The organism is Tianweitania populi, assembly GCF_014652875.1.
Lineage (GTDB): Bacteria > Pseudomonadota > Alphaproteobacteria > Rhizobiales > Rhizobiaceae > Tianweitania > Tianweitania populi.
In genome coordinates this window covers 87,580-104,833 of sequence record NZ_BMZQ01000006.1, presented here as the reverse complement: position 1 = coordinate 104,833, position 17,254 = coordinate 87,580, and the positions used below count along the sequence as shown (strand labels likewise).

13 protein-coding genes and 1 pseudogene are annotated in these 17,254 nt (G+C 60.7%); 6 read left to right on the top strand and 8 right to left on the bottom strand.

Features of this window, described 5'->3' with window-relative positions:
- The first annotated feature begins 350 nt into the window (after positions 1–350).
- Positions 351–713 (top strand): MarR family transcriptional regulator, encoded by a 363-nt coding sequence (locus IE166_RS20905; RefSeq protein WP_189507426.1) that lies wholly within the window; start codon positions 351–353, stop codon positions 711–713.
- Between the two features lie 45 nt (positions 714–758).
- Here IE166_RS20905 and IE166_RS19850 read toward each other — a convergent pair whose 3' ends face one another.
- Entirely contained in the window at positions 759–2,027 is a 1,269-nt protein-coding gene (locus IE166_RS19850) for an ATP-binding domain-containing protein (protein WP_189507424.1), read from the bottom strand.
- A complete protein-coding gene (locus tag IE166_RS19845) occupies positions 2,024–3,838 on the bottom strand; it encodes an ATP-dependent nuclease (RefSeq protein WP_189507422.1) in 1,815 nt (604 codons plus the stop codon). The genes IE166_RS19850 and IE166_RS19845 overlap by 4 nt, the downstream gene beginning before the upstream one ends.
- 110 nt (positions 3,839–3,948) lie before the next feature.
- Between IE166_RS19845 and IE166_RS19840 the strand changes: the two genes are divergently transcribed.
- Together IE166_RS19840 and IE166_RS19835 are read left to right on the top strand one after the other, a co-directional pair.
- On the top strand, positions 3,949–5,112 hold the full coding sequence (locus IE166_RS19840; protein ID WP_189507419.1) for a hypothetical protein: 1,164 nt from the start codon (positions 3,949–3,951) through the stop codon (positions 5,110–5,112).
- A gap of 30 nt (positions 5,113–5,142) precedes the next feature.
- Positions 5,143–6,249, top strand: a complete 1,107-nt coding sequence (locus tag IE166_RS19835; RefSeq protein ID WP_189507417.1) for a DUF3800 domain-containing protein — start codon at positions 5,143–5,145, stop codon at positions 6,247–6,249.
- Positions 6,250–6,344: 95 nt separating this feature from the next.
- On the opposite strand, the gene IE166_RS19830 is transcribed toward IE166_RS19835, so the two are convergent.
- The 5 genes from IE166_RS19830 to IE166_RS19810 form a co-directional block, all read right to left on the bottom strand.
- Positions 6,345–6,602, bottom strand: coding sequence for a toxin-antitoxin system YwqK family antitoxin (locus tag IE166_RS19830; RefSeq protein ID WP_210313005.1), 258 nt, complete (start codon positions 6,600–6,602; stop codon positions 6,345–6,347).
- Between the two features lie 173 nt (positions 6,603–6,775).
- Positions 6,776–7,462: a LysE family translocator gene (locus IE166_RS20995; protein ID WP_189507415.1), complete on the bottom strand. Its 687-nt coding sequence runs from the start codon at positions 7,460–7,462 to the stop codon at positions 6,776–6,778.
- A gap of 105 nt (positions 7,463–7,567) precedes the next feature.
- Complete coding sequence (locus IE166_RS19820; protein ID WP_189507413.1) at positions 7,568–10,825, bottom strand: error-prone DNA polymerase; 3,258 nt, start codon at positions 10,823–10,825, stop codon at positions 7,568–7,570.
- Positions 10,822–12,345, bottom strand: a complete 1,524-nt coding sequence (locus IE166_RS19815; protein ID WP_189507411.1) for a Y-family DNA polymerase — start codon at positions 12,343–12,345, stop codon at positions 10,822–10,824. The genes IE166_RS19820 and IE166_RS19815 overlap by 4 nt, the downstream gene beginning before the upstream one ends.
- Positions 12,260–13,021, bottom strand: a complete 762-nt coding sequence (locus IE166_RS19810) for an ImuA family protein (protein WP_189507410.1) — start codon at positions 13,019–13,021, stop codon at positions 12,260–12,262. The genes IE166_RS19815 and IE166_RS19810 overlap by 86 nt, the downstream gene beginning before the upstream one ends.
- Positions 13,022–13,213: 192 nt before the next feature.
- Here IE166_RS19810 and IE166_RS19805 point away from each other — a divergent pair, with 192 nt between their 5' ends.
- The 3 genes and pseudogenes from IE166_RS19805 to IE166_RS19795 form a co-directional block, all read left to right on the top strand.
- A complete protein-coding gene (locus IE166_RS19805) occupies positions 13,214–15,283 on the top strand; it encodes an ATP-dependent helicase (protein WP_189507408.1) in 2,070 nt (689 codons plus the stop codon).
- A 16-nt stretch (positions 15,284–15,299) separates the two neighbouring features.
- Positions 15,300–15,971 (top strand): SOS response-associated peptidase, encoded by a 672-nt coding sequence (locus tag IE166_RS19800; RefSeq protein ID WP_189507501.1) that lies wholly within the window; start codon positions 15,300–15,302, stop codon positions 15,969–15,971.
- Positions 15,972–15,979: 8 nt separating this feature from the next.
- Positions 15,980–16,129 (top strand): annotated as a pseudogene (locus IE166_RS19795) (Y-family DNA polymerase); the annotation flags it as partial.
- A 111-nt stretch (positions 16,130–16,240) separates the two neighbouring features.
- Here the strand turns inward: IE166_RS19795 and IE166_RS19790 are convergent.
- Positions 16,241–17,113, bottom strand: a complete 873-nt coding sequence (locus IE166_RS19790; protein WP_189507406.1) for a hypothetical protein — start codon at positions 17,111–17,113, stop codon at positions 16,241–16,243.
- Positions 17,114–17,254 lie beyond the last annotated feature (141 nt).

The following is a 17,254-nucleotide window of genomic DNA, read 5'->3' as shown; positions in this document are numbered from 1 at the left end:
CTAACAAACGCAGGAAGCTTGAGGACCTGGCACAGGCCGCGTCACGAACGCAGCGTCATGTTTCCTACAGGTTAGGCGCGACAAATCCTTTGAGTTCCGGTATGCAGGCCCTTGAGGCGGCCACGCACCGTCTCAAGGGCGTCGAAACCCTTACCAGCGGTATGGAGGCTACCGGAAAGGCTCCATCTCCTTGATCCTTATGGTCGGGGAGCCTGTGGCGTATACAACAGGCTCACCGAGCTAAAGGCTTCAGGGCCGTCTGGTACGGTTTCGAACTCCCCGATCACCAAGGGGTCAATGGGCATCGCAGAGCGGGGGCGTACCGCAAGCGATGACTTCGAAACCGACGAATGAGCACTGATCTGCGCGCACCTTCGACTCGATTAGCGGTTCAGCTCAGGCTCGACTTGACACTTCATAGCATTCTGAATGTTCACAGGCCGGATGAAACACCCGGATCGCGACTGCGTCAGTTTGGGATGATGGCAGTACTTATAGAGCTCGCCGCAAATGGGACGCCACTGACTGTGTCGGCTGTCACCACGGTGACAGGCATGACAAGGGCCGCAGCAGAACAGATTTTGAAGTCGCTTGAGGAGCGAGGCTTGATCAAGCATCATTGGACGAGAAACTCGATAGGCCGGGGCAAGGCCCGCACCTACGAGTTTACAGTCTGCACCTCGACACGATCAAGGGGAAGGTGCGGATTCTGATTGACGGGGTGTCGCGGCGACTGCAGCGCCCCTGCTTAAGCAAATCTATACGAACGGCGCCGCCGCGAGGATGTTCTGGCCCTGGACGATGATGTTGCACCAACGCTTGGCCCGCGTCACGGCGTTGTAGAGCAACCGGCGCTTATGCTCGACATCGCCGCCGACCTGATACGGCCATATAACTACGACGCCGTCGAACTCGCGGTTCTTGGCCTGTTGCACCGTCATCGCGGTGAAGAGATGCGCTGCACGATTGCCATACTGCCGGCGCAACGCAACGTTTCGAGCGATAACGGCTTCGATCTCCACGCGGGTAAACTCCGTACGCCCGACAGCATGGATCTGATTTTCCACCCATAGGATTGCAGCGCGCACCGGCCCCGATGGTGGCAGCGAACGCAGCGCGGTGCATGTCGCCACAGCGGTCGCGTTCGCAACAAGCTCGAGCTCCCCGAGGATGACCCGCGTCTCGTCTTGATCAGTTCCCTCCCACTGGATCGCGTACGGTCCGTTCTGCTGCTGTCCGCAGGGGCCTTGCCCCACGCGCCTTACCACAGACTGGGCGAATCCGCCTTGTAGCGCCGGTGTGATCACCGCGACGTCGCCACCTTGTCGCCACGCGATAGCGTTGGCAAGCAAGGTCGCGGCTAGAGGAACGCTTGCGCCCGGCTGCAAGATGCGGAAGCCCTGTCCATTCACCGGCGCCTGGCCGTTCCGGATCGCCGCCGCCGCTGTCAGAAGGCCCCCAATATTCGTCCGGCGCACTTGAACCAGCGTTTCGGGTTCTGCCGTCCCTTGCAACCAGGTCACCAGCGGATTTGGCCGCAGCGCCTGGTCGAGACATTGAAACTCATCTGCCGCGATCAATGTGTGGGTGGCACCCGACAGCGCAGCCAGCATCCGTAGTCGCTGCGGTCTCAGATCCTGTCCCTCATCCACCAGTACGATTGGAAAGCTCGCAGCCGTCCAGGCCCGGACATGTTGCTGCTCAAGAAGCAATCCGGCAGTATCGCAGACCGCATCGAACTCACCTTCCTCGATAGGCGCGACGCCAAGCGCCGCTGCAAGGCCGCGCCAGCGTCGGTAGATGCGCCATGCGAAGGCGTCGACCGTGCAGCATTCCACCCGGCTCATGAGACCGGCAACGGTCCGAAGCCGGTCCGACAAGCGGCGCCTCGCACCGTGCATGAAAGTCAGCGCAAGCACGCGCTGCCCCTCAATCAAAGGATGGTCAGCGAGCGTCTCCGAGAGCATCTCCATGAGACGATGCGTCTTTCCGCATCCAGCAGCTCCCTCTACCGCCCGAACCGTCACGGCTGGAATACCCTGATCGCCGGATTAGCAGCATCCGCGGAAAACAGCGGGTTGTTCTCTCCCTTCACCACGTCGGTGATCGCGTTGAGCAGCGACCGCGCTCGCGCGCAACAGACTTCCGTAGCGCCGATCGCGCCCGCGATGATCTCGTAGCTTGACGTGTCCTTCTTCAGTCCCCCAGCAGCGCGATTGTCGCTCTTCAGGCGCAAGACCAGCTCTGCCACAGTGGCTGCCGGTTGGTCGATCTGGATCGCCGGAAGGCAGGCATTCGCATCGGCATCGATGATCCAGCCAATGGTATCCTCCAGCATCTGGCCATCCGCCCACCGAAGGATCACCCCCGAGTTTGGAGATCCGGCCGCCACAAGAGTTGCGGCATATCCGACTCCCTCCACGTCCCCGTCAACCATCGCCGCAACGCGGGGGTGTAAGCGCGCCATGGCCTCGACCGTTCTGACGACCGCGCCATCATGCGTCGGGATGACGCCTACAAATGCGTCGAACCGACACTCGTCCGCCGCCGCCCAGCCTTGATGCAGATCGACCGCGCGAACCAACAGCCCGAGCCATTCGTAGTCGGTGCGACCTTCGGGGACCAAGACGAACTCGTGCATCACGGCCGCGATCGTTTCGACGCGGTTGACCTGGAATAGCTTCCGCACGCTGTTCGGCGTATCAGCAGGCAGTGTGGAGGTGAGCAAAGGAACCGCAGTCAGCAGCCCTCCGTCATTCCGGAGAACCGCCACGCCCTTCGGGTCCGCGAGGGCCGCCACCATCGGCGAATGAGTCGAGACGAATGTCTGTCGGGAAAGAGCCTGGATTCTGTGAACTAGTCGGCGCTGTAGGGCCGGTGGCACATGCAGTTCCGGTTCCTCAAGCGCCATCCAAAAACCTTCGTTGGCTTCGGCGCGCATGCGGCCAAACTGCAAAAGCAGAAGCAGATGCTGGAGAGAGAGAAGGCCGCTACCATGCCGCCTCGCCGGCAAGGGGAGATCGGCTCCCTCATGGGCATAGTGCGAAACGACGGATTCAAGCAGGCTGTCGCTGTCCGTAGCCGTCACGCGCAAATGGAGCGTGGGGGAAGTCCGGAAAAAGCCGCGTAGCTCCTGATTTAGGCGATTGACGATCGGAGCTAGGCGCTCATCCTGCTCAAGCCGCGCATCCGGCGCGCGCAATCTGTCCCGCTCGCTAAGGACAGACTCGGACGGCTGGCCTTCGCCGGCGGCGACAACCCTGCGAAACAACTCCGATCCAAACGATACAGTCCGATCCCATGTCCGGGTGGCCGGCACGAAAAAGAACCCAATGTCGCGGATCAAACGCGCGGAGAAAGCAGTGGCGTTCTCGTCGGCAAAGACGTCGCCTACCGCATCGTCGTCATGGAAGTACCTTAGCGTCTCCACTTCGAGCGACGGCCTATGAAATCGTGCGGCGAAGGCGACCTGGCAAGCAAGCTTCCATGATGGGTCCGTGCGGGCGGGCATCACAGCGCCATCAACCGGATTCCACCACTTTACGATTCCGCGATCGTCCCGAAACCAGTCCATATGCTGAGCCGGGTCGTCACCAACAAAATCGATGACCGTGGCGACAAGGCGAATTCGGTCCACGGGCTGCGGGTTGCTGCCGTAGAAATCATGCTCGGTCAGTTGGCGGACCATCCGATCCCGGCCGAACAAAAGCGCCAGCGCCTCGACAACTGTAGTCTTCCCGCAGTTATTTGAGCCGACGAGGACGGTATGAGGTGAAAAGCGAACGACACCTTCGCGGATACCCCGAAAATTCTCGATCTCTAGCTTTGCGATTTGCACGGTTGTTTCCCCCATAAATGCATATAAAGTTTTTCCTCTCAGTTTGACAGATTTGACGTGCGATATCCTCTTCTAGAGCATGCGCATGCTCCTACGATGAGGGATCGCATATGACCGTCGACTGGACGCCGGTATTCGTCCTGCCGAACATACCGTTGGACCATGCGGTCGAATGCGAGATCGCGGCGATAGCGCCGGCTCACGACTATCGTGTCAGAGCCCTGAAACGCCTCCATCCGACCTTCAAGCAGTTCCTCAGTCGCTTCACGGACAATTTTGGAGCGAAATTCGAACCGGCAGTGCTGCTACTCGACGCAGCCGCGCCGGCAAGCTTCTGCGATGTCGCCGCCTTGGGAAGTTTCCGCGACGTCATCGCGCTGTCCACCATCACCCGCGGGCGCTCGCTGGAGCTTCGTTATCCGCGCGGGCACCGCGTTCTCTTCGGAGAGGCCTTCGCCGTTTACCCATGGATGCTCGACCGGCATTACAAGGACGTCATTGGCAGCACGCCGGCGATCCTCGGCACTCACCTGGTCTCAAGCTTTCGTGGCCAATCGTCTCCCGCGCTCTTCCGCACGTCGCTCGCCGCGAGCGACATCGATCAGCCGCTCCTCTCCGCGCTCCTGGCGCGATGGCGCCGACGATATGAGGCCGAGGAGCCGGCGTGGGATGACGTGGCGCTGATGCGCTCACTCAACATGGCGTATCAAGCCTCGCTCCTGCCTGCCGGGACCGATACGACATTCTACGACGTTGGCCGGATCGTCTCGCTCTGGGTCAGCGCTTTCGAAATTCTGGTTCATCCGGGCGGAAGCGGCAAGGCGAACCGCGAAAAAGTTTTCGAGCTAATCGAGCGGACGCGGTGGGCGATCCCGGCGAGCGGCCAGCTCGCACACGACACGGGCAACAAGACGAAGGTAAAGCGAACATTGGCGTCATGGCTGATCCAGTCACTCTATGACTGCCGAAACGACTTCCTCCACGGCAATCCCGTTGAGAGAAGCAACTTATTGCTCGCCACGCCTCAGCGCACGATCTTCGAATATGCGGCGCCTCTCTACCGGATCGCGCTCACCGCCTTCCTCCCGCTTGTATATGACGCGCCGATACCCTCGGTGACCGATGCGGGCGCCTTCGGCGGTTTTATCGCCGATCGGATGACATTCATGGACCCGCAGAAAACGGCCGAAGAGGCGCTACTGACTGCGACGCAATCGCCGCCCGAACTAGGCGCGCGGCGACCACGGATCACACGGCCCGCACCACAGGAATGAACCACACAAGCTACGAAAACGAAGAACGCGATGACCGATATCAACGACCTCCGCACACCTGTGCTCGCGATGAACAATCTCCCCAACGTCGATGGCGCATACACAATGCACTATGACGAGACCAATAACATTCGGCGGCTGCATTTGACGCCCGACGGCTTGAACGTCCGAGCGCCGCAGTGCTTTGTGCTTGGCGGAGTTGCCCACCGCGGCGCGCCGCCGCCGCTTGATTTCGAGGATCTTCGGAGCTTGCTCAGGCTTCAGAAATCGACACAGGAGCTTAAGCTGGAGCACCTCGGCAAGGGGAATTTCCTCAAACTTCTAAACTCTCAGAAGGTCGAGGCCTTGCTCGACTGGCTGTTCAGCCGAGACCTGTTCGTCCACTACCAAGTTCTCGACCCACTCTACTGGTCCATTGTCGATGTCGTGGATTCCATCGTCACCGAGGACGGCAACGGTCAACTCATGATGATGAGTCCCATGCTCAAGAACGACCTGTACACGATCCTCCGCGACGATGTGGAGATGACTGCGGACCTGCTTGGACGGTACAGCTATCCAGACGTTGGGCCTGACCGACGCGCAGCGTTCATCGCCGAACTGCGCGACTTGCTAGAGGCCCGTCGCCCGCTGCTGCACAATTTCAACTATCAGATGCTCAAAGGGCTGCTCAAAATCGCGGCGAAGCTCGACGCCCTTCCTTACCTCGAAGACGAGACACCCAACGTCCTCATTGACGGCTTTGGCGCCTTCTACCTTCAGCGCTTCGCACTCTTCAAAAATGCCACACACATCCTGGACATCGAGACAACGATCGAAACCTACCTCCGCGAACTCGATCTAAGGGACGGCACTGCTCCCATATGCAATTTCTCGTTTGTTGACTCAAAGGACCACTCATGGGTGCAGGTGTCCGACGCGATAGCTGGCCTTCTCGGCAAGTTCTTTAGCTTTGTGAATCGAAACTCGGCGACCGATCTCAGCGAGGCCCAAGCCGCGTTCAATGATCGACAGAAGCGCTGCCTCGAAACGCTGATCCACTTAATTGGTCGGTCGATAGAAGAGTGCCCGGCTTTCGTTCACTATGTGGTGTCGCTGGAGGATCAACAACGACGTGCGAGCGTGCTCGGCTTCTAGCCGCCATCACGGCGGGCTCGTGAATGACCGTTTCTGGAGTTGGCATGGAGACCCGGGAGGGCTTATGTAGAGTGGGTTGCCGCCTGACTGCCTACCTACTGATCACCCTGCTCACTTCCTCTCTTCTTCGTGACTTTGTGTGGTCGACCGCTTCGGTCGTAGGTGATCCATTCCCCGACCTGCTGTCCGTTATCGAAGTGACCGGAACGCAGCTTCGTGCCGTCGACCCGAAACCACTCCCAATAGCCGGACAAGGCTCCGTCCAGCATGTGCCCCTTTGCCCGGAGAGTACCGTTTTTATGCCAATGTTCGACTTGCTCAAGCATCATCGCGTGCCATTCTGCGAAAGTCATGCTGCCTCGCCTTCCACATCGATACTAGCTATATTGACCCTTCCGTAGAAGGTCCGCTCCTGGGACCGCTATACAGCTGCAACCGGGTCGAAACCTGAAGACGGCCTTTAAGATTTGCCGACTGATCTCCTCGGTGAGTCACGGAGCGAGAATGTGCGACATCGCCGATCTGGTCAGGATCGTTCGGTGGCAAGGCGGACGGCAAACCACGTCAAGCATCCACCGATACCAGCTTCGACCCAACGGCGGCAGCGTTCGTAAACGAGCCGGAAGGGAGCGGAGGACAGGAGGACCGCATACGCACCGTGTCCGACTAAGGAAATTAGAAACGCTCCGAGTATGAATAGAATAACGATCAATGGTGGCGCATTGTGCGTGGCCCCAACCGTGGCTATGGCCAACCAGAACACGATGGCTTTCGGGTTAGTCAATTGCATAGCGAGTCCGGAACCGAAGCAGCGGAATAGTCCGCCTGCACCAGGCGTGGGTTTGGCATCTATTGCAGGAGGTTTGATGGCGCGAGCCCAGGCTTTTAACGCTAGCCACATTAAGTAGGTCGCACCTGCTAATCGAATGATAGTCGAGAGCCAAGCGACCCGCTCCATAAGCTGTCCAAGGCCTTGCGTTGTAGCCAATGCAATGCAGGCTGCGCCAAAAGCGATGCCCAATGATGCAGCAAGGGCAGCCTTCCGCCCCTTAGACAAGCCCAGCCCTAAAAGCAGGGCTACTCCGGGGCCTGGAGAGGCGACTGAGACTATCTGGATAGCGTAGGCGGCGGCAAAGCCCGGCAGCCAGGGTAGTAGTACATCGAACAACTTATTCTTCCGCGAGAGTATGTGTAGATCCTCAACACTAAGCATCAGATTAGCGCTTATGCAACGTCGGCTTTTTGAAGCAACGCATGTCATTTTCCCATAACCGAAACAGCGCCAGAAACCGCTCTATTAGTAGTCGCATCTGGACGTTTACCGAAAATCCCGCGTTTTCACCCTGATCTCGTCCAGATGCAGATACGGGTCGGGCATATCGCGCGGCTTGGCTAAGCCCCGGGGATCTGGTGTTGGCGATCCGTGATGAAACTCATCACCGCGCCCATGCGGGAGAGGAAAAGCGGTCTCCAGCGAACCGATGCTTGCCAGCTCAGCCGAGAGATCACGGATTTCATGAGCGACGATGTGCACAACCTCGCCTTCCCGCTGCACCCTTCCCTTCACCCCGATCATGCCGGAACCGAGCACGACGCGGCGAAACTTTTCGAACACCTTGGTCCAGACCACGAGATTGGCGACGGCGGTCTCGTCTTCGAGGGTGATGAACATGACGCCCTTGGCCGAGCCCGGCCGCTGACGCACGAGAACGAGGCCGGCGACATGCACCCAGCGGCGATCGCGGCAGGCAACAGCTTCTGCGCAGGTCAGGATGCGCTGCTGCGCGAGCTCGGCCCGAAGGAACGAGACAGGATGCTGTCGAAGCGTGAGACCGACATGGCTATAGTCTTCGACCACTTCCCTGCCCGCCGGCATCGGGCGCAATGCAACGGCAGGTTCCGTCTGCTCGGGAACGATGATCGCCTCACGCTCTGCAGCGGCCGCGAACAGCGGCAGCGGCTCGTCCCGCAGGGCCTTGATGGCCCACAGAGCCTCGCGGCGAGCGAGATCGAGCGAAAGTCGAAAGGCGTCGGCCTCCGCCAATTCGACCAAGGCAGCGGCAGGAATGGCCGCACGGCGCCATAGATCATCAACCGACGAAAATGCTCGGTCATCCCGACAGGCGATCAGGCGCGCGGCCTCGGCATTGCCGAGCCCCTTGACCATGCGCAGGCCCAGACGCACTGCGAAGCGGCCGTCGTTTCCAATCGGCTCCAGGGTGCAGTCCCATCGGGATGTATTGATGCAGACGGGACGGACCTCGACGCCATGTTCATGCGCATCCCTGACGATCTGGGCAGGCGCGTAAAAGCCCATCGGCTGGGCATTGAGCAGCGCGCAGCAAAAGGCATCGGGATGCCAGCATTTCATCCAGGCGGAGGCGTAGGCGATGAGGGCGAAGCTCGCAGCATGGCTTTCGGGAAAGCCGTAGCTGCCGAACCCTTCCAGCTGCTTGAAGGTGCGTTCGGCGAACTCACGGTCATAGCCGTTGTCGACCATGCCAGAGATCAGCTTCTCCCCGAACTTCGAGACGCCACCTGTGTGTTTGAAGGTGGCCATGGCCCGGCGCAGCTGATCGGCCTCGCCGGCGGTGAAGCCGGCGCATTCAATGGCGACGCGCATGGCCTGCTCCTGGAACAGGGGCACACCCAGCGTCTTGCCGAGCACTGCCTCGAGCTCCGGCTTGGGAAAGGTAACGTCCTCCTTGCCCTCTCGTCGGCGCAGATAGGGATGGACCATGTCGCCCTGGATCGGCCCGGGCCGGACGATCGCTACCTCGATGACCAGATCGTAGAATGTGCGCGGCTTGATGCGCGGCAGCATCGCCATCTGCGCGCGGCTCTCGATCTGGAATGTGCCAAGCGTGTCCGCCTTGCGGATCATGGCATAGGTGCGCGGATCCTCGGCCGGGATGGTTGCGAGGTCGAGCCTGATGTCCTTGTGCTCGGCCAGGAGATCGAAGGCGCGCCGCATGCAGGAGAGCATGCCGAGCGCCAGAACATCGACCTTCATGAATTTGAGGACGTCGATATCGTCCTTATCCCATTCTATGACCTGCCGATCCTCCATTGCCGCCGGCTCGATCGGCACCAGTTCGTCGAGCCGGTCGCGGGTCAGGACGAAGCCTCCCGGATGCTGGGAGAGATGACGCGGGGTGCCGACGAGCTGATGGGCGAGTTCGAGGGCAAGGCGCAGGCGGCGGTCGCCCATATTGAGGTTGAGAGTTTCGGCATGCTTCTGTTCGATACCCTCCGACCAGCCCCAGACCTGTGAGGACAAAGTCTTGGTCAAATCCTCGGGCAGGCCGAGCGCCTTACCGACATCGCGCAACGCGCCCTTGGCCCGGTAGCGAATGACGGTCGAGCATAGCGCCGACCGGGTCCGGCCATAGGTCTCGTAGACCCACTGGATCACCTCTTCGCGGCGCTCATGTTCGAAATCGACATCGATGTCGGGCGGCTCACGCCGTTCCTCGGAGACGAAGCGTTCGAAGAGAAGGTCGTTTCGGTCGGGATCGACAGAGGTGACGCCGAGTACAAAGCAAACGGCCGAATTCGCCGCCGAGCCCCTGCCTTGGCAGAGAATGGCTTTCGAGCGGGCGAAACGCACGATCGCATTCACGGTCAGGAAATACGGCGCATAGTCCAGCTTCTCGATCAATCGCAGTTCGTGTTGGAGATTGCCGCGCACCTTTTCTGGCAGGCCTTCCGGATAGCGCTCGGCCGCGCCCTCCCACGTCAGCTTTTCCAGAGCCTGCTGCGGAGTAAGGTCCGGGTAGAGCTTTTCTTCCGGATATTGATAGGCGAGCTCGTCGAGCGAGAATTTGCAGCGCTCCATGATTTCCGTGGTTCGCGCGAGTGCCTCGGGATAGCGTCCGAACAGGCGGTGCATTTCCTCGGGCGGCTTGAGGTAGCGATCGGCAAAGCGCTCGCGTCGATGGCCGAGCTCGTCGATCGTGACGTTGTGCCTGATGGCCGTCACGAGATCCTGCATGATCTGCCGTCCGGTCTCGTGGAACAGCACATGGTTGGTGACGACCGTCGGCACGCGAGCCATGGTCGCCATGTTCGACAATTCCCAGAGACGGAGCTGGTCGTTGGGGCGACGGCGAAGCGTCAGCGCCATATAGGCGCGGTCACCGAAGGCTTCGCGCAGACGGCGCAACTGCATTGCGCAGGTCTCGTCAGCGACATCGGGCACGAGGACCGCAATCAGCCCTTCCCCATAGGCGACGAGATCGGGCCATTCGAGATGGCACTTGCCCTTGCCCGCGCGCTTCTTGCCGAGCGACAGCAGGCGGCAAAGTCTCGCATAGGCTGGCCGATTGGTCGGATAGACGAGGACCGACAGGCCATCGGCAAGATCGAGGCGACAGCCGACGATGAGGCGGACGCCGGTGGTGCGTGCCGCTTCATGGGCCCGAACTATCCCGGCGAGTGAATTCCGATCGACGACGCCAAGCGCGGAAATCCCCATGGCAGCCGCTTGCGCGAAAAGTTCTTCGCAAGAGCTTGCACCGCGCAGGAATGAGAAATGCGTGGTGACCTGCAATTCGGCGTAGGAGGACCGGCTCATGCGAAGATCCCATGCAGGAACCACTTTTGCGAGCCGCTGTCCTCATGCTCACCGTCGCCGGAGCGGAACAACCAGTAGCGTTCGCCGGTCTCGTCCTCGACCCGGAAATAATCCCTGACCGTGGTCATCTCCGCATCGCGCTTCCACCATTCGCCGCGAATGCGCTCAGGTCCGTCAGCACGTCGCACGCGCCGGCGTATGCCGCGCCAGGTGAACCAGACCGGCGGGTTGTCGGGTAGCAGCGCCATGGTCTCGACCGGCTCGGGACGAGCCAGAAGCCGCGGCGGGCGCGGCCAGTCGCCTTCCCAAGTGGCGCCGGTCTCGGGCGAAAGCGCTGCCACGCGAGCGACCGAGCGTTCCGGCACGTCGCTCTGCACCGGCGTGAAGCGGTAGAGCCTGTGGCCGCCGACGCGGTTAGCGAGAACGTCGACCAGGTTGGAGACATCCGGTTCGGATGGCGCGACCAGAGATGAGATGGCTTGGCGATCGTGCATTGCTTCGCTCTCGATCGCCACCAGCACCATGATCTCGATGCCGAAGCCAGGATCCACGGTCTCGATCTTGTCGCGTAACAGGCGCGCTAGGCGTTTGGGATCGCGCACCGGCTGAGCCATGCCGACCCGAATGAACTGCATGGTATTGTCGACCCGGTGAAACAGCAGGTCGAGCCGGCGCGCGCCAAGACCGCGCTTTTCCAGCTCGAGGCAAAGCGCATCGACCAACTTTCCAATGTAGCGTGCAATGGTATCGGCCGCACCGATCGGCTCGCCAAAGACCCGGCGAACCTCGACCAGTTCCGGCGATCGGATGGGATCGACCGGCTCGCCAATAACGCCGAACGCCTGATCGAGGCGACGTCCGATTTCGGGACCAAAGCGCAGGGTGAGCGGAGCACGCGGCTGATCTTTCAGATCACCGACGGTTTCGAAGCCGAGTGTGCGCAGACCGGTCACGGTTTCACCGTCCAGCCGCAGCGCCGCCAACGGCAGCGAGCGTAACATTGCCCCGGTTTCAGCGGGCGCGATGACCGCGATCTGGTGCCGGAGAAACCGGGCAGCAGCATGAGCCGCACCCCAGGTGTCGGCTATTGCAGCACGCGCCTCTACGCCTGAGGCCGCGAACTTCTGCACCATTGTCTCAAGCATCACCGCCTCGCCGCCATGCAAATGATCGGCGCCAGTCGTGTCGATCACCAGTCCATCGGGCGGGTCCGCGGCAACAACTGGGGAGATCCGCTGCAGAGCCCAGAGCGCGAGCTTCTCGAGACCCTCTCGATCGGCGACGGGATCAGCATCGATAACGAACAGCCCCGGCACGAGCGCCTGCGCCTTGGCAACGGCCATGCCGACCCCGACGCCAAGCGCCTGGGCATTTGCGTCGAGAGCGGCGATGGTTCTGCGGCGGCCGGTACGACCGGCGAGGACGAGCGGTGCCTCAGGCGGAGGCGATGCGTCGCCCGACTTCCTTCTGAGGCGGTCTGTCGGCCACCTTGGAAGGAAGAGCGATACAACCCTTGGCATCGCAAGCCTCCACTTCAAAATCTGCACTTTCGCCGGAACGGCATCGGATCAACTCGACCAGCCAGCGGGCACGGCCGAGACCGGGCACAGGCAATGGAGCGGTGGGCAGCACCGAGACACGCCAGCGGGTGACGCTCGCCGTCGGCTGCCCGAAATCGCCGGCCTCTGTCTGCCGACGCCAACGCCGGACGGCGAGACCGATCGTGTCCGAACCTTCCGCCGCCAGTTGTAGGCGACGCGACGCGGTCATCGACAAATGAGCGGCTTCCGCAACGACGGCTCCTAAGCCACCGTGGCGCAGCCCTTCCTCAAAACAGGCAAGCAGCGCTTTCTCATCGCCCGCCTCAACATGGATCACCCGGTCGGGATTGAGCCCAGCCTGCGCAAGCGCGGGTGCGAAGAGATCGGTCCGAGTTACGATCCAAAGCACCTTGCCTCTGGTCCGTGCCGCGATGCCGGCCGCGAACATGGCGGCAGCGGTTCCGTCCACAGCGCCGTTGCCGCCGCCGGCGATCTCGTGCAGGCACCCGAGCCCCAACCCACCGCCCGGCAGGCGTCGATCCATGTCAGGCAGACCGAATGGTAGAACCTCCCGCACCCGGCCAGCACCACTCTCCAAATGCGCAATGCGCTCTTGGAGCTGGGCGATAACAGGGTTTGCCGCGCGATCGGCCATGAAATCCGGTTCTCCTAAAGGGGCTTTGCAACTCCGCTCGGCGCTGCTATGTTCTATGTTTGTTCTTTTTCGGTAGGTGAGTCAATCGGACTCCTGTGCGCGTCGACTCATTGGAGAAGCAGCGCCATCACAAGTAACGCGGTAGTATTGGTGAATTGCCGTTGAATCTTAGGACGATAGGAAGGAAGCGGCATGCAGGCGGCGCATCTGGAAAAATTAAATGAGGGCCAACGTGCCGCAGTTATCCATGGAATAGGACTCCCGGAAGGCAAGACTGCCGGCCCGCTCCTGATCATTGCTGGCGCAGGCTCGGGCAAGACCAATACGCTTGCGCATCGTGTCGCCCAGTTGATCATCGCCGGCGCCGATCCCCGCCGTATCCTGCTGATGACCTTCTCACGGCGTGCAGCAAGCGAAATGGGAAAGCGGGTCGAGCGCATCTGCGCCAAGGTGCTTGGCGACAAGGCAGGCATCATGACCGATGCGCTGGCGTGGTCGGGAACCTTCCACGGCATCGGCGCGCGGATCCTGCGCGAATATGCGATCGAACTCGGCCTCGATCCGCAATTCACCATCCATGACCGCGAGGATTCCGCCGACCTGATGAACCTCGTCCGGCACGATCTCGGCTTCTCCAAGACCGAGAACCGCTTTCCGGCCAAGGGAACGTGCCTGTCGATCTATTCGCGCACCGTCAATGCCGAAGCGCCTCTAGATAAGGTGCTGCGGGCGAACTACCCATGGTGTTCAGCATGGGAGAAGGAGCTGCGCGAACTCTTCGCCGGATATGTCGAGGCCAAGCAGATTCAGAACGTCCTCGATTACGACGATCTGCTGCTGTACTGGGCGCAGACCATGGGCGATGCCACGCTTGCCGACGAGATAGGCGGCAAATGGGATCATGTGCTCGTCGACGAATATCAGGACACCAACCGCCTGCAGGCGACAATCCTGACGGGATTGAAGCCAGCCGGTCGCGGCCTCACCGTTGTCGGCGATGATGCCCAGTCGATCTATTCCTTCCGAGCGGCTACGGTCAGAAACATCCTCGATTTCCCCATGGAGTTCTCGCCTCCAGCTGAAGTGATCACCCTCGACCGCAATTACCGCTCGACACAACCGATCCTTGCCGCGGCCAACGGCGTGATCGGTTTGGCGAAGGAGCGTTTTACCAAGAACCTCTGGACCGACCGCCCATCGAACGAGCGGCCGCGCCTCGTCACCGTGCGCGATGAAGCCGATCAGGCAAAGTTCGTCGCTGACGAAGTGCTGGAGAACCGAGAGACCGGCATGCGGCTGAAGGACCAGGCCGTGTTGTTCCGCGCCAGCCATCACAGCGGGCCCCTTGAGGTCGAGCTGACACGCCGAAACATCCCCTTCGTCAAATTCGGTGGCCTCAAATTCCTCGATAGCGCGCATGTCAAAGACTTGCTGGCAGCCCTGCGTTTCGCCCAGAACATGCGTGACCGCGTTGCCGGCTTCCGGCTGATGCAGTTGCTTCCGGGTGTGGGACCCGCAACTGCGCAGACGGCACTCGATGCGATTGCCGACAGCGCCGACCCTATCGACACGCTCAATCGCCTCCCCTGCCCGGCGCGAGCGCAAGCGGAATGGCCGGGCTTTGTCGAGCTGCTCGACGGGTTGCGCTCCAGTTCTTCAGGCTGGCCAGCCGAGATCGGGCAGGTTCGCGCATGGTACGAACCGCATCTCGAACGCATCCATGAGGATTTCGAGATGCGGCGGGCCGACCTGCTCCAGCTCGAGGACATCGCCGCCGGCTATCCCACCCGCGAACGCTTCCTGACCGAACTCACCCTCGATCCTCCGGACGCCACGTCAGGACAGGCCGGCGTGCCGTTGCTCGATGAGGATTATCTGATCCTCTCGACCATCCATTCGGCCAAAGGCCAGGAATGGAAGTCGGTGTTCGTGCTGAATACGGTGGACGGCTGCATTCCCTCCGACCTCGGCGTCGGCACTTCCGACGAGATCGAGGAGGAACGTCGCCTGCTCTATGTCGCCATGACGCGGGCAAAAGACAGTCTCAATCTCGTCGTGCCGCAGCGCTTTTTCACGCATGGCCAGTCCTCGACCGGCGACCGGCATGTCTATGCCTCGCGCACGCGGTTCATTCCGGGTAATCTGGTCGAACTTTTCGAATGCCGTGCCTGGCCCGTTGTCGCTCCCGGAGCAAGCGTCAATGCCGGGCCGCGGCAGGTGCGCCTCGATGTCGGCGCGCGCATGCGCGGCATGTGGCGGTAGAAGAGGAGATCCGGCGATTTGTAACCTCTACAACCTTACGACCACACGCGATGCCGTCATGGCGTTCACCAGGGCATTCGCTGACAAGGCCGGCTGGAACGCGCCCTCGCTCGATGTCTATCCGGGCACGTTGGCGCCGATCGTCCGTGTCGGCGAGGACGGCAGGCGCGAGATCGCCAGTGCTACATGGGGTATGCCGACACCTCCCAACTACATCAAAGGCAAATACGATCCCGGCGTCACCAATATCCGCAACGTGAACTCGCCGCACTGGCGGCGCTGGCTCGGGCCGACGAGCCGCTGCGTTGTCCCTTTCACTTCGTTCGCCGAACCCGACCCCGCCAGCAAGGTCGAGGGCGGACGGGTTCCGAACGCCTGGTTTGCCCGCAACGAGGACAGGCCCTTGATGTTCTTCGCCGGATTCTGGACGCCATGGAGAGGCGTGAAAAAGGTGCGTGACGGAGAGCGGGAGTTCGAGCTCTATGGCTTCCTGACCACATCTCCCAATGAGATTGTCAGCCCAATCCACCAGAAGGCGATGCCGGCAATCCTGACCACGCCTGAAGAGGTCGATATGTGGCTGACCGGCGAATGGGACGAGGTAAAGCACCTGCAGCGGCCCCTACCCGGCAACATGCTGATCGTAGTCGAGCCGCCGGCGATGCCGAAAGGCGACCTGCTAGTCTGAATGGAACCATGCTGAAAGAGAGGGACAGGTCACTAGATCATTGCGGAGAAGAGAAAAGCGATGCTGGCGCTCCAGTCCGCAACATTTTGCATGTCGATATGGATGCCTTCTATGCCTCCGTCGAGCAGCGCGATAATCCCGAATTGCGCGGCAAACCGAGCAGGCAGAAGTTAGTCCATATTTTGTCACCCCCGCTAAAGAGCAAGGGGCGGATTTTGTCAGATCGCGACACGTCTTTGAGGCCCCGATCAGTTTGTCCACGGTGGAGGTTAGGCACTTTGGGTAGGCTCCGCCGCTATCGAATTCTCCGCCCGTGCAGTAGCGGCTGCCCGTTCATCGGGCGTCGGAAAAATTGTCAGGAGCTCCTCGGAAGGAATGCTCTTTGAGCCTTTTTCAAGCAGGCCGCTGGAGGTAAGGCAGATAAAGCCGATTCCGAATTGACACGCGGAGATCATAAAGTCCTCCTTCTCTTTGTAGCCGTAGCGATAGCCGAATCTGCGCCCATACTCCTTGATGTTGCGCCGGATCCCCTCTTCCTTCTCGGGCAGCATCCTATTCAGGTAGTCCGTCAGCATTGATGCCCGAGGATGGCGGCCATGCACTATGCTAGTCCAGATGTAGTGCTTCCTCGTAAGGAATTTGCCACCTGTCTCCCTGTAGTAGATCGCGCAAGCTAGCTTCCGACCGATGACCTTAGCCGCCTCGAAAAATTCATCGGACGCTCCCGCAAGCGGCAAGTTGGTCAGGTCGGCATCCGGCGGCACCTGGATGCCCATTTTAATGAGCGCTTCCGTCTTGGCTTGATTACTCAGCCTGGTGTTCAAGAGCGCAGTTCTGTAGTTGTTGTTAATGCCGTCTTGTAGCTTCCACATCGACCACAGGTCTTTGGTGAACAGATCGGGGTTCCCCATCTGCATGTAGTAGCCGAATATCTGGTCTTCCTTCTTGCTCGACCCGTTGCAAGCTTCGCATGCTGGAAACTCAAACTCCTCCGGGAAGTAGCCTTTCGGGAAACACGCCTGAGGCGGGATGTGGTCGACGGTGGACGACTTCGTCGCGCCGCCGCAAAGGCAGCACAAGGGATGATCCTGTAGCAACCGTTGGTAGCGGCTCTTCTTCTGCTTCGCCTGTCCCACCTGCATCTCTCGAAGTGCTTGCGAGCGAGCAAGATACAGCCGCGCCCTAAAGCTCTTTTACGCGAATTCCGATCAAGTCGAAAGTTGAACGTGCCCAGCAATGGCAAATTTCGGGAAACCGTCAGTAGCTTCGGAACGACAGAGATC

What these genes read in the sequence shown, in the direction of transcription:
- IE166_RS20905 (WP_189507426.1), top strand. Translation starts at nt 351, where the DNA reads ATGAGCACTGATCTGCGCGCACCTTCGACTCGATTAGCGGTTCAGCTC.
- IE166_RS19840 (WP_189507419.1), top strand. Translation starts at nt 3,949, where the DNA reads ATGACCGTCGACTGGACGCCGGTATTCGTCCTGCCGAACATACCGTTG.
- IE166_RS19835 (WP_189507417.1), top strand. Translation starts at nt 5,143, where the DNA reads ATGACCGATATCAACGACCTCCGCACACCTGTGCTCGCGATGAACAAT.
- IE166_RS19830 (WP_210313005.1), bottom strand. Translation starts at nt 6,602, where the DNA reads ATGACTTTCGCAGAATGGCACGCGATGATGCTTGAGCAAGTCGAACAT.
- IE166_RS20995 (WP_189507415.1), bottom strand. Translation starts at nt 7,462, where the DNA reads ATGCTTAGTGTTGAGGATCTACACATACTCTCGCGGAAGAATAAGTTG.
- IE166_RS19820 (WP_189507413.1), bottom strand. Translation starts at nt 10,825, where the DNA reads ATGAGCCGGTCCTCCTACGCCGAATTGCAGGTCACCACGCATTTCTCA.
- IE166_RS19815 (WP_189507411.1), bottom strand. Translation starts at nt 12,345, where the DNA reads ATGCCAAGGGTTGTATCGCTCTTCCTTCCAAGGTGGCCGACAGACCGC.
- IE166_RS19810 (WP_189507410.1), bottom strand. Translation starts at nt 13,021, where the DNA reads ATGGCCGATCGCGCGGCAAACCCTGTTATCGCCCAGCTCCAAGAGCGC.
- IE166_RS19805 (WP_189507408.1), top strand. Translation starts at nt 13,214, where the DNA reads ATGCAGGCGGCGCATCTGGAAAAATTAAATGAGGGCCAACGTGCCGCA.
- IE166_RS19790 (WP_189507406.1), bottom strand. Translation starts at nt 17,113, where the DNA reads ATGCAGGTGGGACAGGCGAAGCAGAAGAAGAGCCGCTACCAACGGTTG.